The organism is Rhizobium leguminosarum bv. viciae USDA 2370 (assembly GCF_002008365.1).
Taxonomy (GTDB): domain Bacteria; phylum Pseudomonadota; class Alphaproteobacteria; order Rhizobiales; family Rhizobiaceae; genus Rhizobium; species Rhizobium leguminosarum.
This window is the reverse complement of record NZ_MRDL01000046.1, coordinates 74,534-88,026: the sequence shown is the minus strand read 5'-3', so window position 1 is coordinate 88,026 and position 13,493 is coordinate 74,534. Positions and strand designations below refer to the sequence as shown.

12 protein-coding genes and 2 pseudogenes are annotated in these 13,493 nt (G+C 62.1%); 9 read left to right on the top strand and 5 right to left on the bottom strand.

Annotated elements, in window-relative coordinates; genetic code table 11:
- The first annotated feature begins 57 nt into the window (after positions 1-57).
- Both BS629_RS22395 and hutC (BS629_RS22390) read left to right on the top strand, forming a co-directional pair.
- Positions 58-1,404, top strand: coding sequence for a formimidoylglutamate deiminase (locus BS629_RS22395; protein WP_018246343.1), 1,347 nt, complete (start codon positions 58-60; stop codon positions 1,402-1,404).
- Between the two features lie 119 nt (positions 1,405-1,523).
- A complete protein-coding gene (gene hutC, locus BS629_RS22390) occupies positions 1,524-2,243 on the top strand; it encodes a histidine utilization transcriptional repressor HutC (RefSeq protein WP_077988509.1) in 720 nt (239 codons plus the stop codon).
- A 132-nt stretch (positions 2,244-2,375) separates the two neighbouring features.
- Here hutC (BS629_RS22390) and BS629_RS22385 read toward each other — a convergent pair.
- Positions 2,376-2,742 (bottom strand): annotated as a pseudogene (locus tag BS629_RS22385) (Tn3 family transposase); the annotation flags it as partial.
- A gap of 137 nt (positions 2,743-2,879) precedes the next feature.
- Between BS629_RS22385 and BS629_RS22380 the strand changes: the two are divergent.
- Both BS629_RS22380 and BS629_RS22375 read left to right on the top strand, forming a co-directional pair.
- Positions 2,880-3,182: a UBP-type zinc finger domain-containing protein gene (locus BS629_RS22380; protein ID WP_018246345.1), complete on the top strand. Its 303-nt coding sequence runs from the start codon at positions 2,880-2,882 to the stop codon at positions 3,180-3,182.
- A 10-nt stretch (positions 3,183-3,192) separates the two neighbouring features.
- A complete protein-coding gene (locus tag BS629_RS22375; RefSeq protein WP_018246346.1) occupies positions 3,193-4,890 on the top strand; it encodes an FAD-dependent oxidoreductase in 1,698 nt (565 codons plus the stop codon).
- A 116-nt stretch (positions 4,891-5,006) separates the two neighbouring features.
- On the opposite strand, the pseudogene BS629_RS22370 reads toward BS629_RS22375, so the two are convergent.
- The 3 genes and pseudogenes from BS629_RS22370 to hutC (BS629_RS22360) form a co-directional block, all read right to left on the bottom strand.
- Positions 5,007-5,352 (bottom strand): annotated as a pseudogene (locus BS629_RS22370) (NmrA family transcriptional regulator); the annotation flags it as partial.
- Positions 5,353-5,647: 295 nt separating this feature from the next.
- On the bottom strand, positions 5,648-6,715 hold the full coding sequence (locus BS629_RS22365) for a cyclic nucleotide-binding domain-containing protein (protein ID WP_018246347.1): 1,068 nt from the start codon (positions 6,713-6,715) through the stop codon (positions 5,648-5,650).
- A gap of 450 nt (positions 6,716-7,165) precedes the next feature.
- Positions 7,166-7,921: a histidine utilization transcriptional repressor HutC gene (gene hutC, locus BS629_RS22360; RefSeq protein WP_018246348.1), complete on the bottom strand. Its 756-nt coding sequence runs from the start codon at positions 7,919-7,921 to the stop codon at positions 7,166-7,168.
- 196 nt (positions 7,922-8,117) lie between these two features.
- On the opposite strand from hutC (BS629_RS22360), the gene BS629_RS22355 reads away from it, so the two are divergent.
- From BS629_RS22355 to BS629_RS22335, 5 genes are all read left to right on the top strand, one after another.
- Positions 8,118-8,957 (top strand): transporter substrate-binding domain-containing protein, encoded by an 840-nt coding sequence (locus tag BS629_RS22355; protein ID WP_018246349.1) that lies wholly within the window; start codon positions 8,118-8,120, stop codon positions 8,955-8,957.
- A 105-nt stretch (positions 8,958-9,062) separates the two neighbouring features.
- Positions 9,063-9,788 carry an ABC transporter permease gene (locus tag BS629_RS22350; RefSeq protein ID WP_018246350.1) on the top strand — a complete coding sequence of 242 codons (726 nt, stop codon included), beginning with the start codon at positions 9,063-9,065 and terminating at the stop codon, positions 9,786-9,788.
- 10 nt (positions 9,789-9,798) lie between these two features.
- Positions 9,799-10,503, top strand: a complete 705-nt coding sequence (locus BS629_RS22345; RefSeq protein ID WP_018246351.1) for an ABC transporter permease — start codon at positions 9,799-9,801, stop codon at positions 10,501-10,503.
- Positions 10,504-10,642: 139 nt separating this feature from the next.
- Positions 10,643-11,419, top strand: a complete 777-nt coding sequence (locus BS629_RS22340; protein ID WP_018246352.1) for an ABC transporter ATP-binding protein — start codon at positions 10,643-10,645, stop codon at positions 11,417-11,419.
- Positions 11,416-12,903, top strand: a complete 1,488-nt coding sequence (locus tag BS629_RS22335) for an HAL/PAL/TAL family ammonia-lyase (protein WP_018246353.1) — start codon at positions 11,416-11,418, stop codon at positions 12,901-12,903. The genes BS629_RS22340 and BS629_RS22335 overlap by 4 nt, the downstream gene beginning before the upstream one ends.
- A 7-nt stretch (positions 12,904-12,910) precedes the next feature.
- On the opposite strand, the gene BS629_RS22330 is transcribed toward BS629_RS22335, so the two are convergent.
- A complete protein-coding gene (locus BS629_RS22330; protein WP_018448842.1) occupies positions 12,911-13,456 on the bottom strand; it encodes a hypothetical protein in 546 nt (181 codons plus the stop codon).
- Between the last annotated feature and the right edge of the window lie 37 nt (positions 13,457-13,493).

The window sequence follows — 13,493 nt, the reverse complement described above, 5'->3', positions numbered from 1 at the left end:
TTGTGCGCTTTTCTGGAAAAGAAAGATCGGCGGCACGGCAAAAGGAGAGGGAAGGCCATGGCCACACTTCACGCAGACACGGCGCTGACCCCGCAAGGCTGGCAGAAGGATGTGCGGCTGACGCTCGAAGCCGGGCGCATCGCACGGGTCGAAATCGGCACGTTTCCCGGGCCTGGCGACGAACGCCACGCTCTGCTTGTTCCCGCCATGGCGAACCTGCACAGCCATGCCTTCCAGCGGGCGATGGCCGGCCTTGCCGAAGTGCGCGGCCCGGCCAATGACAGCTTCTGGAGCTGGCGCACTGTCATGTACAAATTTGCCCTGGCGATGACGCCGGCGCATGTCGAGGCGGTGGCGGCCAAACTTTATGCGGAAATGCTTGAGGCCGGTTTTTCCCGCGTCGGCGAATTCCACTATCTCCACCATGATAGAGATGGCAGCGCCTATGCCAATATCGCCGAGCTTGCCGAGCGCATCGGGGCGGCAAGCGAAGAGGCCGGTATTGGCCTGACGCTGCTGCCGGTCTTTTATGCCCATTCCGGTTTCGGCGGTGCTGCCCCCATCGATGGCCAGCGGCGTTTCATCAATTCGCTCGAAAGCTTCGAAAGGCTCATGGAGGGGTGCCGCGCGGTGACCAATCGGCTCGACGGCGGCGAGCTCGGGCTGGCGCCGCACAGCCTGCGTGCCGCGACACCGGAGGAGCTCACAAGGCTCGTGCCGATGGCGGGCGAGGGTCCCATCCATATCCATGTCGCCGAGCAGGTGAAGGAGGTCGAGGACTGCATCGCCTGGTCCGGCGCGCGGCCTGTGGAATGGCTGCTCGATCATGCGCCTGTGGATCAGCGCTGGTGCCTGATCCATGCGACGCACATGACCGAGGACGAAACACGGCGGATGGCGAAAAGCGGCGCGATCGCCGGCCTCTGCCCGATCACCGAAGCCAATCTCGGCGACGGCGCCTTTGCCGCGCCGCTCTTCCTCGAAGAGGGCGGACGTTACGGCATCGGCTCGGATTCCAACGTACTGATCTCCGTGCCCGAGGAACTGCGCCAGCTCGAATATTCGCAGCGCCTGGCGCTTCGCGCCCGCAACGTCGTCGCGGCACCCGGCGGTTCGACGGCACTTTCGCTGTTTACACATGCGCTTGCCGGTGGCGGCGCCGCACTGAAGGCGCCGGCCGGGCTCGTTGAGGGCCATCACGCCGATATCGTTTCGCTCGATACGACGGCCATTCCCTATCTCACAGGCGACCAGATCTTCGACCATTGGCTGTTTGCCGGCGGCGTTTCCGTCGATTGCGTCTGGGCGCATGGGCGCAAGCAGGTGGAGGGCGGCCGCCATCTCAGGCGCGACGCCATCGACCGACGTTTCCTCGCTGTCATGGGCGAATTGCTGGCCGCCTGAAAAAGAGCTTTGCCTGTCCAAACATTCGAATTAGAGCAGTTCCAGCAAGTGTGTAGTGGTTTTGCGTTCGGGATTGCGGAAAAACAAAGAGATAGCGGGAGACCAATCGGAACGTGGCGATGAACCAAAGCAGGGATCCCACCTTGCATCAGCGCATCCTCAGCGACATCGAGGGTCGTATCGTCTCGGGCGATTGGCCGCCGGGGCACCGCATTCCCTTCGAGGTCGATCTTGCCACGCAGTATGACTGCTCGCGCATGACGGTGAACAAGGTGCTGACCCAGCTCGCCAAGGCCGGCCTCATCGAGCGGCGGAAGAAGTCCGGCAGCTTCGTCACCCAGCCGCAGGCGCAATCGGCTGTTCTCGAAATCCACGATATCAAGGCCGAGGTGCAGTCGCTGAACCTCCCCTATTCCTATGCGGTATCGAAGAAAACGAGCCGCAAGGCCAAGGCAGAAGACAGTCGAAGGCTGGAACTGCCTGTGGCGTCCTCGGTCGTCGAGGTCGTCTGCATCCACAATGCCGACATGCGGCCCTTTTGCCTGGAGGAGCGGCTGATCAGCCTTGCGACGGTGCCGGAGGCTGCCAATGCCGACTTCCAGACGATGGCGCCGGGTCCCTGGCTGCTCAACCAGGTGCCGTGGAGCACGGCCGAACACCGGATCCACGCCGTCTCGGCCAATGCCGAAGTGGCCGCCGTCTTAGACATAGCACGCAACACCGCTTGCCTCGTGGTCGAACGCCGGACGTGGAGCGGCGCCGGCCCGGTGACGCATGTGCGCTTCACCTATCCGGGCGATCGTCATGCATTGGTGGCGCGTTTCACGCCGGCATCCTAATTAACCCGATCTAACCGGCCGTTGCCGCTGCATCCGTCGAAACCCAGCCCATGCCGCGGGAACCGCCGGGCATGGTGGCCAGCATCATCACCGTCCGCCTTCCCCGGCGATCCGGTAGTGTTGGCCATCACGGAGTATCAGCTCCTCGGCGCTGTCGTCCGGAACGTCCGCCGTCAGCCGGTCGATCCGCAAGGTTCCATCCTCGATGCTGCCATGCGGGATCGTGCCGTTGCGCGCCGCTTGCGCCAGCCGCTTCAGTCCATCGGCGAGGCGCGTCTTGCGGTCAGACATGCTTCGGATCGAGCGGCACGGCCAGTTTTGCATTAGCCTGTGCCGTAATCATCGGCACCAACACCTGCTTCAGGTTACCGTAGCGGCGAGAGTGGTCGAGCCAGACGTCGCCGGAGCGGAAAGCATCGCGCAAGTGGAACAGAACCGCCACCTCCCAGAGGCGGTTGTCATCTTGGCCCTGGGCTTGCAAATGAAGGTGCCACTTCGAAGCTGAAGAACGTTGTGGGAACACGGCGGCAGTGGATGCGGAAGTGCATTTCTATCCTTGCGTATCGATGGAGAAAATCGCCTCGTGATCTATGTTCTTCCGGCAGGGGCAGCCTTCAATCACCACCGGAGAAGCAGATGTCGGGATGTAAGCATGTCGCAGGTGTGCGATCCGTGACGCCAAGGACGCTTGGTTGCGAAGAATGCCTGGAGATTGGCCAGGAATGGGTGCATCTTCGCCTGTGCCGGGAATGCGGCCATGTCGGATGCTGCGATCAATCCATAGGCAAGCATGCGACGGCGCATTTTCACGCCACGGGACATCCGATTATCGAGGGCTATGACCCGCCCGAAGGCTGGGGCTGGTGCTATCTCGACCAGATCATGGTGGAGCTTCCCGATCAGACGCCGCAGCGCGGCCCGATCCCAAGCTTTTATTGAGGGCTTCGACATGACCGCCGATAATCTGGAATCCCGCCGCTATCAGATGTTTCCGGTGCTGAGCGCCGCGCAGGTTCAGATGGCGAGGCGCTTTGCCAGCGGCGGGCCGCATACATTTGCTCCCGGTGAGGTTGTCTACCAGATCGGTGGCCGGAATGCGCCGGCATGGCTGGTCCTTTCCGGCCGCCTGGATGCTTTCCGGCATGACGGACTGTCGACGCCGGAAGTCTTGATCACCAGCCATGGCGAGGGGCAGTTTTCAGGAGAGGTCAGCCAGCTCTCCGGAAGGCCGCTGCTTGCCGGCGGGCGTGCGGGGCCGGAAGGATGTGTGGCGCTGGCCTTCGATGCTGCCCATCTGAAGGCGCTGATCATTGGTTCGGCCGAGATCGGCGAGATCATTATGCGCGCTTATATCCTTCGGCGCGTGGAACTGATTCAGTTCGGCGGCGCCGGCTCGATCCTGATCGGCCATCCCGGCGAGCGCGATCTCACGCGGCTGCAGGGCTTTCTGTCCCGGAGCGGCTATCCGCATGTCGTGCTCGATGCCGCCTCCGACCATGAGGGCCGGGCATTAGTAGAGAGGCTCGGCATCCTGCCTGTCGATCTGCCGCTGATGGTCTGCCCGAATGGCACCGTCCTCAAACACCCAACCGATGCGGAAGCCGCCTGCTGCCTCGGCATCATGCCGGAGCTCGATCCGGCCATCCTCTATGATGTGGCGATCGTAGGCGCCGGACCTTCGGGACTGGCGGCTGCCGTCTATGCCGCGTCCGAAGGGCTGCGCGTCATCGTCATCGATGCACGGGCGATCGGCGGGCAGGCCGGCAGTTCCTCGCGCATCGAAAACTATCTTGGCTTTCCAACCGGAATTTCGGGCCAAGCGCTCGCCGGCCGCGCCTTCAACCAGGCGCTCAAGTTCGGCGCGGAGATCGCCCTGCCGCTCGATGTCAGCGAGCTGGCCCCGGCGGCGGCAGGCCGGCGGGCAATCGACCCGATGATGTTGCGCCTCGATGGAGACAGGACGGTGAAGGCGCGAACCGTCGTCATCGCCTCGGGTGCCCGATACCGCAGGCCTACCATTCCCGACATCGCCCGTTTCGAAGGAGCGGGAATTTCCTATTGGGCCTCGGCAATCGAGGCAAAGCTCTGTGAAAACGACGATATTGCGCTTGTCGGCGGCGGCAATTCGGCCGGCCAGGCTGTCGCCTTTCTGGCGCCGCGGGTCCGGCGCCTGCATCTCCTGATCCGCCGAAGCCTGGTGGAGACCATGTCCACCTATCTGATCGAACGCATAGCTGCGCTGCCGAATGTGGAGATGCATGTGGGATGCGAACTGACGGCGCTCTCCGAAGAGCAGAATGGCCGCCTGACGGCCACCGTCACGAATTTTCAGCAGCGGAGCGAGACAAATTACGACCTTCGCAAGGTCTTCATGTTCATCGGCGCAGATCCCAATACCGACTGGATCAAGTGCCGCATCAAGACCGATGACAAGGGCTTCATCAGGACCGGCACGGGATTTACTCCCGATGTCGAGATGGAGCTTGGGCGGCCCTCGCTCGCGCTTGAAACCAGTCTGCCGAACGTCTTTGCGATCGGCGACGTGCGCGCCGGGTCGACGAAGCGGGTTGCGGCGGCGGTGGGCGAGGGTGCTGCCGTCGTCAGCGATATTCATGCCGCGCTGAGACAGTCCGCGCTCATGAAATAGGCTGTATTCCTTTAAGCGGGTGGGGCGACTTTTCATTGGTGCAGCGGCGCCAGCTTTTATGAGATCGTGCGCATGGGCGGGCTACGCCAATTCGCATATCTGGTTTCCGTCTTGCCTTATGCGCTCACCTGGCGGGCAAGCCAGTCTTCGTAGCTGACGGAGCCGAGGCGTGCGGATTTACCTGTCGTCAGTGACTGGTCGTTGAGGGCGATGCCGAAATAGCGAGCGTGGACGTCAGGAACGATCTTGCGCGGGTCCTTGGTGATGCGCACGAAGCGGCGGATTCAGTTCGTCGAGCGGCAGGGCTTCCGGACCGCCGACTTCGACAATGCCGTTGACGGGTGCCGCGACTGCCGCGTCAGCGACGGCTGCGGAGACATCGCCGGACCATATGGGCTGGATCAGGGCGGGAGAAACGCGGATTTCCTCGCCTTTCGTCGCCTCCTGCGCGATGCCGCCGACAGGGTTTTGCTGATCTATCGAATACCGCGCGTAGGTTACCATCATAGAAACCCAGCTTGATCTGGGGGCTTCGTATATCGCATCGCGTGGTTGGAAACTTTGCGGGACATTTGTCGGTAAGCGGCGCTAGTTTTGAAACACGGCCCCGGCCCCAGTCCACAGGAGAGCCGCCGATCAAAAAGCAAAGTTAAAAGTTCAGGGTTGAAATCAACGCCTCGGACGCTCTGCTTTTCGACCGTCTGGGAGCATGAGCCGGTCAAGGCGTAACCCCCAGGCCGCTGCCATCAGGCTTGGATTATTCCTTCGGCGGCCCGCCCCGCCGCTCCAGCGCCGTCTTGCGGATGGTCTCCGCGATCTCCGGACTGCTGCTCGACAACAGCTGGAAATCCACGGCGTAGAGCGACAGCAGCGATACCTCGGTTGCTGCGCTGACCGTCGCTGAGCGAGGTTCGCCACTGATTAGCGCCATCTCGCCAAAGAAGTTTCCGGCACCGAGTTCCACCGGATGGTCGGGTGTCGCCACGGTGACCCGCCCCTCGACAATGAAGAACATCTGATCGCCAACATCGCCCTTGCGGCAGATCACGGCACCCGAGGGGACAATGCGCGTTCGCAGCGCCCGAACGATCTCTATCAGTGCAGCGGAACCAAGCTTCTGGAACAGGGGTACGGCAGCGACCAACTGCCAATTGCGAACGAAGTCTTGGCGGCGAACCTCTTCGTAGAAGCCGGTGGCGAGGATGCCGGCCCAAAGTGCAAAAATACCGATCCCGCTCATCATCACCAATCCGGCCAGAACGCGACCTGCGAGGGTCTGCGGGATCTCGTCGCCGTAGCCGGTCGTCGACAGCGTCACGACCGCCCACCACATCGCCTGCGGAATGCTGCCGAACCTATCGGGCTGGACGTCTCGCTCGATGATATAACCGGCCAACGCAGCACCAAAAAGAACGATGCCGAACACCGATGTCACGCCAAGCAGATTGCGCGATTCATTCGCAACCACCTTTGCCAGCAGCCTGAAGAAGGTCGAGTCGCGCAACGGCTTGAGAAGCCAAATGGCGCAATAGAGGTTTCGATCACGGGACCCGACGAACAAGAATGCAGCAGCCGGAACTAGAACCGCGAGAAAATCGATCACGAGGGCCGGCATCCCGCCCGACAAGCGGTCTCGCCGTGAAAGCAATGTGCCGCTCAATTGGAGGACATAGGCCAGCCAAATTGCCGCAAGTAGCAGCTCAAAGACAAGCCTCTCCTGTCCAGTAAGGCCCTGCGTCGTCAGTGCGGCAACGACCAGGAGACCGATTGCAGCGAACAGCGCGTTGAGCGGCGTCGAAATCTTTGAGAACGGCACTGCCGACATTACCTACTCCCAACCACCCGGCATTCGTCGACAATAGATACCTTCCGGCCACACGCAAGGGAACCGGGGACTGATGCAGGTGCCGCCCGAGATCCCGCGACTCACGAGGGCAAGGGCGCCAGCCCTAGTCCGATCTCGAGCAAGACTATCCGTCGGGCTTCAACTAGGCATGCCCGGGGCCCGACGCAACAAGGAGAAGAAGATCCGACCTCCGTCGAAACGGACAATCATTGGCGTGCGGCGGTTGTCTCGGCACTGACTCGGCCCACGCCTTGTCCATGCGTTATTGCCTAGCTTGTAAAAAGTCTCCTCCGCTTATTTTCACACGCCGTGATAAGTCTCCGCCAAGGACGCTGTTTCCTCGGTCAAGCAGTGCGGCCGCTGCCGTTTACACCCGCTCCTGGCGACGGCGCGGCCTACACGGTCCCATATACAACATCACGGGTGTTTTCATTCCTCGAACATCTTGCCACTACGGGCTTCCAAGCGATAGCGGTGGCCTGGATAGACGAGACGTGCGGTCGAGACCACCTGCTTTGCCGACCATGTGCGGCGGCGGATTGTCAGGCACGGTTCGGTCTTCATGATGGTCAGCAGCTTGCATTCCCATGCCTGCGGCATCGCCGCCTCGACGACGTGTTCGGAGCCGCTGAGCGGGGCCGCAGCCGTCAGATAAGCGTTCGGCGTCAGCGTCGAAAAATCCTGGTCGAGATATTCAGGCGCGGCCTCCGGATGGACGAAGCGGTCCTCGATCTGCACGGGAACACCGTTTTCGCTGTGGACGATCAGCGAATGGAAAACCGCAGCACCAATCGGCAGTTCCAGCGCGTCGGCAACCTCTGGAGAGGCGGTTTCCTGGGCGAGAACAACGACCGAGGCCTCGTGGACATGACCGCGTTCGGCGATTTCCTCGGCAATGTTGCGGACCTCGAACAGTGCCGAATAACCCTTGCGCTCGGCAACGAAGGAGCCGACGCCCTGGATGCGGACGAGTTCGCCTTCGTTGGCAAGTTCGCGCAGCGCCCGATTGGCGGTCATCTTGCTGACGCCGAGCTCGACGACCAGCTCGTTTTCCGAGGGCACGCGATATTTCGGCGGCCATTCGCCGCTCTGGATGCGGTCGAGGATCACCTGCTTGACGCCGGCATAGAGCGGGGTGCTATCATTTTCCGCCAGTTCGCGCTTCATCTCGCCGGGACGCTTCATTGCCTATTCCTTTTGCACGAATGGAATTCGCCACATAATTCGACTTTCCTCTTGCATATCACAAAATATCTCATATGGTACCATATACAACCTCCCAATCGGTCCTTGAAACAGAAATAGGACAGGAAAGGGCAAGCCGGCGAAGATCGGCCGTGGTGCCGCAAGGTCTGTTTCAACTCCAGAGGAGAATTCACACATGAAATTCAGCGCAATCCTGCTTTGTGGCGTGGCGGCTTTTTCCGCCTTCGCCGCACCTGCCTTTTCCAAAGACTGGACGAAGGCGACCATTACCCTCGAAGGCGCCTATGCGCCCTGGAACCTCACCAATGCCGACGGCACGCTCGGGGGCTTCGAACCGGAACTCGCCAAAGTGCTGTGCGAGCGCGCCAAGATCGAATGCACGCTGGTCGCCTCCGACTGGGACGGCATGATCCCGGCGCTCAACGCCGGCAAGTTCGACGTTATCATGGATGCACTGTCGATCACCGATGAGCGCAAGCAGGTCATCGACTTTACGGTTCCCTATGCCGCCACGCCTGCCGCCTTTGCTACCGCCAAGGACAGCCCGCTGGCAAAGGCCGCCGGCACCGGCACCACGATCAAGATGACGCCCGGCCAGACCGGCGTGAAAGAGATCGACGCGCTGAAGGCCGTCTTCAAGGGCAAGACGATCGGCATCCAGGCGGCGACCGTCTACGCCAAGTTCGTCTATGACAATTTCGGCGATATTGCCGAGATCCGCGAATACAAGACCGGTGCCGACCGCGACCTCGACCTGCAGAACGGCCGCATCGACCTCGGCTTCGACGATGCCGTCTATTTCAACAATGCCTTTGCGTCCGCCAACGGCGCGCTCGACTTCACCGGCCCCGAGATCGCCGGTTCGATCTGGGGCGAGGGCGAAGGCCTTGGTGTCCGCAAGGCCGATACGGATCTGCGCGACAAGTTCAGCGAAGCGATCAAGTCCGCACTTGCCGACGGCACCATCAAGAACCTCTCGATGAAGTGGTTCAAGGTCGACGTCAGCCCGCAATAAGCGTTTCGGCCTTTCGGCCGCAAACACCGGTCTCCGGCTTTATCGCCGGAGACCGCATGCTATTGTCAATCCGCAAAACACTGCCACGGACGGGGAACGGACGATATGGCAAGCTTGGAACTTCTCGGCTTCGGCTCGACGGGATGGGGCGCGTTGCTTATTGCCGCCGCCTTGATGACGCTGGCTGTCACGGCGACGGCGCTGGCGATCGGCGCAGTGCTTGGCGCGATTGTCGCAGCCGCGAAACTCTCCGGCAATCTTATCCTCGTCACGCTCGGCAACGTCTATACGACCGTGTTTCGCGGCGTGCCGGAACTGCTGATCATCTATCTCATCTATTTCGGCGGCTCGTCGGCCGTCACCTCTATCGGCCAGGCAATGGGTTACGAGGGGTTCCTCGGCTTGCCCTCCTTTGTCGCCGGCGCTCTTGCCGTCGGCATCATCTCCGGCGCCTACCAGGCGGAGGTCTTCCGCGGCTCATTTCTCGCCATCTCCAAGGGCGAGCTTGAGGCCGCCTCGGCGATCGGCATGCATCGCGGCATGCGCCTTCGCCGCATCATCATGCCGCAGGTGTTTCGCCTCGCCATTCCCGGCCTCGGTAACGTCTGGCAGCTCAGTCTCAAGGATTCGGCGCTGGTCTCCGTCACCGGTCTTGCAGAACTGATGCGCACCAGCCAGGTGGCGGCGGGCTCGACCCGGCAATATTTCCTGTTCTTCATTGCCGGCGGCTGCCTCTATCTGCTCCTGACCAGCCTTTCGGACCGCATCTTCAACGGGGCGGAGCGCCGCGCCAATCGCAGCATGCCGGCATCCGCCATGGGCCAGGCGTAAGGAGGCGACAATGGATTTCACCTTCATCGCCTCGACCATGGTCACCCTGCTCAAGGCCGTACCGACGACGCTCATCCTGTTTTCCCTGTCGATCGTCTCCGGCGGCCTGCTGGCGCTTGTCATCGTCTGGATGCGGACCAGCGGCAACCCGGTGCTTTCGGGTTTCGCCAAAGGCTATATCTTCATCTTCCGCGGCTCGCCGCTTTTGATCCAGATGTTCCTGGTATTCTATGGCCTCGGCCAGTTCGGCGTCATCCGCTATTCCTTCCTCTGGCCGTTCCTGCGCGAGCCGATGGTCTGCGCCGTGCTGTCGCTGGCGCTCTGCACCGCCGGCTACACGGCGGAGATTTTCCGTGGCGGCATTCGCGCCGTCTCGCCGAAGGAGATCGAAGCGGCACGCTCGATCGGCATGTCCGGCTTCCTGCTGGTGCGCCGTATCCTGGCTCCGATTGCCTTCCGTCACGCGCTGCCGGCCTATTCCACCGAGATCGTGCTAATGATGAAGTCGACGGCGCTCGCAAGCCTTGTCACCGTCTGGGAAGTAACCGGGGTGGCGCAGCGGCTGATCTCGCAGACCTACCGCACGATGGAAGTCTTTCTCTGTGCGGCGATCATCTATCTCGTCCTCAACTTCATCATCCTGCAGGGCATGGCTCTGCTCGAATATTCGCTGTCCCGACATCGCCGCGCCATTCCGCAGGCGGTGAAGGCGTAAGCGGCCTAGAACAGGATGATTTTAGGCCGGGTCGGCCTAAAATCTGAATCCTGTTCTAAACTAAATAGTTAGAGCATGATGTTGTCCGAAAACCGCTCACACTTTTCGGCATCATGCTCGTGACCCGATTGGAGCACTCATGCCAGGCGTAACCCGACTATCGGTCCGCAATATCCGCAAGAGCTTCGGTACGCACGAAGTATTGCGCGGCATTTCCCTCGATGCGGAAGACGGCGATGTGATCTCGCTGCTCGGCGCCTCCGGCTCCGGCAAATCGACCTTTCTGCGCTGCATCAACATGCTCGAAACCGCCAGCGACGGCGAGATCTGGGTCGACGGTGAGGAGATCCGCATGGTGCATAAGGGCGGGCGAAGCAAGCCGGCCAGCCAGAAGCAGGTGGACCATATCCGCTCCGAACTCGGCATGGTGTTCCAGTCCTTCAATCTCTGGTCCCATATGACGATCCTGCAAAACGTTATCGAAGGACCGATCCATGTGCTGAAGCGACCGCGCGCCGACTGCATCGCCGAGGCCGAAGCGCTGCTCGAAAAGGTCGGCATCGCCGATAAGCGCCATGCCTATCCGGCCCATCTCTCCGGTGGCCAGCAGCAGCGCGCCGCAATCGCCCGTGCGCTGGCGATGAAACCGAAGGTGATGCTGTTCGATGAGCCGACTTCGGCGCTCGATCCGGAGCTTGTCGGCGAAGTGTTGCGCGTCATGCGCGCGCTTGCCGAGGAAGGCATGACCATGCTCGTCGTCACCCATGAGATGAGCTTTGCCCGTAACGTCTCGAACCGCGTCGTCTTCATGCGCGAAGGCCTGATCGAAAGCAGCGGCAAGCCGGACGACATGTTTACCGGCGGCGCCACACCCGCCTTCCGCCAGTTCATCGGCCATTTCGGAAGCGGTCAATGACAATCACGATCGAGTCCGTGCTGACCTGGCGCGATGTCGCGCGCGTCGGGACCGGAGAAGCGCTCGCACTGTCGCCCGCCGCCCTGGCGCGCATCGAGCAAGCAAGCCGCATCGTCGCGCGCATCGTCGAGACGGGCGTGCGTGCCTATGGCGTCAATACCGGCGTCGGGGCACTCGCCGATACGGTGGTCGATCGTGCCTCGCAGAGCCTGTTGTCGCGCAGCATCGTGCTCAGCCATGCCTGCGGCGTCGGTCCGTTGCTGGCCGCCCGCGAGGTGCGCGCCATCATCGCGGCTGAGATCGCCAATTTCGCCCATGGTCATTCCGGCGTGCGGCGCGAGATCGTCCAGCATCTTGCGGCCCTGCTGGAACATGATTGCATTCCCGACGTGCCGTCCAAGGGTTCTGCCGGTTACCTCGTCCATAACGCCCATATTGCGCTTGTTCTGATCGGCGAAGGCAGCGCTCACCGGGACGGCCGGCGCATGAGCGGTCGCGAGGCGCTTGCTGCGATCGGCCTCGAACCGCTGGTGCTCGGCGCCAAGGAAGGCTTGAGCCTGGTCAACGGCACGGCCTGCGCCACCGGTCTGACCGCCGTGGCGCTTGCGCGCGCCGAGCGGCTGCTCGACTGGGCCGATGCGATCGCCGCGCTGACGCTGGAAGCGGCAGGCTGCCAGATCGCCGCCTTCGACGGGGCGGTGCTGGCGCTGCGCCCATCGGCGGGAATAGAGAAAGTCGGAGCGAGCCTGCGCGCGCGGCTTCAGGGCAGCGGTCTTGTCGCCGCCGCCTTCGGCCGGCGCACGCAGGATGCGCTCAGCCTTCGTTCGGTGCCGCATGCCCATGGCGCTGCCCGCGATGTCTTCGACAATTCCGCCCGCGTCGTCGATCAGGAACTTGCTTCGGTGACGGACAATCCGGCTGTCTCAGGCACGCCGGAACACCCGATCGTCTCCTCCGAGGCCCATGCGGTTGCCCCGGCGCTCGGGCAGGCGGCCGATAGCCTGGCCATTGCGCTGGCGCAGATCGGCGCAATCAGCGAACGGCGCATGGATCGGCTCGTCAATCCGCTGGTGAGCGGCCTGCCGCCTTTCCTCGCCAGCGATGCCGGCAGCCATTCCGGCTTCATGATTGCCCAATATACTGCCGCGGCACTCAGCAACGAGAACCGCCGCCTTGCCGCACCCGCGGCCTTGGATGGCGGGCTGACCTCAGGCCTGCAGGAGGATTTCCTCGCGCATCCGACGGCTGCCGCCGGCAAGCTGCTCGCCGTCATCGACAACGCCGAATATATATTGGCGATCGAGCTGATGGCCGCTGCCCAGGCGCATGATTTCCTGGCGGCGACAGCGCCGCGGGCCGCAGGAACGGACCTGGTCTACAAGGCCGTGCGGGAGCATGTTTCCCACTATAGTGACGAACGGCCGCTCAACGGCGATATCGAAGCCGTCCGCAGCCTGATCCGCGATACTTCGCCGCCGCTATAATCGACTGTCAGAACGGTTTGCTTGTTTCGGAATTCTGCTTCGGCCTTTCGCCAGCCTCGAGCCGTTTGAGGCACTGGCGATAAGTCGGGTAGAGCTGATCCACCCGCGAGAGCGGAAGCGTCCAGTCGCCTTCGTCGCCGGCAAAGGTAAGCTGCACGTCAGGCGTTCCGGCAAAGGAATTCTTGATGATCTTCTTCAGTCCGCCGCTCCCCTTGCTGGCCGGACCCCAGAGGCGAAGCGTGTTCTTGTCGAAGAATTCGGCGGCGACCACTTTCGTCGTCGTACGGTTGGTCAGCGTCACCTCGGTCTTGGTATCGGCCGGGATGTCCCATGTGTTCTTTGATACCAGCCAGAACGTCTCGGTTGCGCTCTGGCGGAATTCCATGGTCTTGCCGATCTCGCTGTCCCACAGCAGGCGGCAATAGGGATGCGGGCTCTCATTCGCAAAGCCGACCGACCATTGTCTCGCGCCGCCCATCCAATCGGTCTCGCCGAAGGCTGAGACCGGCTGCAGGGCGGCTGCAATCAGAACCATCACTGTCGGAATTTTCATCGCCGAAATCTTCTCCAACGCAATCGGCTCCAGCAAT

What these genes read in the sequence shown, in the direction of transcription:
- BS629_RS22345 (WP_018246351.1), top strand. Translation starts at nt 9,799, where the DNA reads ATGGATTTCACCTTCATCGCCTCGACCATGGTCACCCTGCTCAAGGCC.
- BS629_RS22350 (WP_018246350.1), top strand. Translation starts at nt 9,063, where the DNA reads ATGGCAAGCTTGGAACTTCTCGGCTTCGGCTCGACGGGATGGGGCGCG.
- BS629_RS22375 (WP_018246346.1), top strand. Translation starts at nt 3,193, where the DNA reads ATGACCGCCGATAATCTGGAATCCCGCCGCTATCAGATGTTTCCGGTG.
- BS629_RS22340 (WP_018246352.1), top strand. Translation starts at nt 10,643, where the DNA reads ATGCCAGGCGTAACCCGACTATCGGTCCGCAATATCCGCAAGAGCTTC.
- hutC (WP_018246348.1), bottom strand. Translation starts at nt 7,921, where the DNA reads ATGAAGCGTCCCGGCGAGATGAAGCGCGAACTGGCGGAAAATGATAGC.
- BS629_RS22380 (WP_018246345.1), top strand. Translation starts at nt 2,880, where the DNA reads ATGTCGGGATGTAAGCATGTCGCAGGTGTGCGATCCGTGACGCCAAGG.
- BS629_RS22395 (WP_018246343.1), top strand. Translation starts at nt 58, where the DNA reads ATGGCCACACTTCACGCAGACACGGCGCTGACCCCGCAAGGCTGGCAG.
- BS629_RS22355 (WP_018246349.1), top strand. Translation starts at nt 8,118, where the DNA reads ATGAAATTCAGCGCAATCCTGCTTTGTGGCGTGGCGGCTTTTTCCGCC.
- BS629_RS22335 (WP_018246353.1), top strand. Translation starts at nt 11,416, where the DNA reads ATGACAATCACGATCGAGTCCGTGCTGACCTGGCGCGATGTCGCGCGC.
- BS629_RS22330 (WP_018448842.1), bottom strand. Translation starts at nt 13,456, where the DNA reads ATGAAAATTCCGACAGTGATGGTTCTGATTGCAGCCGCCCTGCAGCCG.
- hutC (WP_077988509.1), top strand. Translation starts at nt 1,524, where the DNA reads ATGAACCAAAGCAGGGATCCCACCTTGCATCAGCGCATCCTCAGCGAC.
- BS629_RS22365 (WP_018246347.1), bottom strand. Translation starts at nt 6,715, where the DNA reads ATGTCGGCAGTGCCGTTCTCAAAGATTTCGACGCCGCTCAACGCGCTG.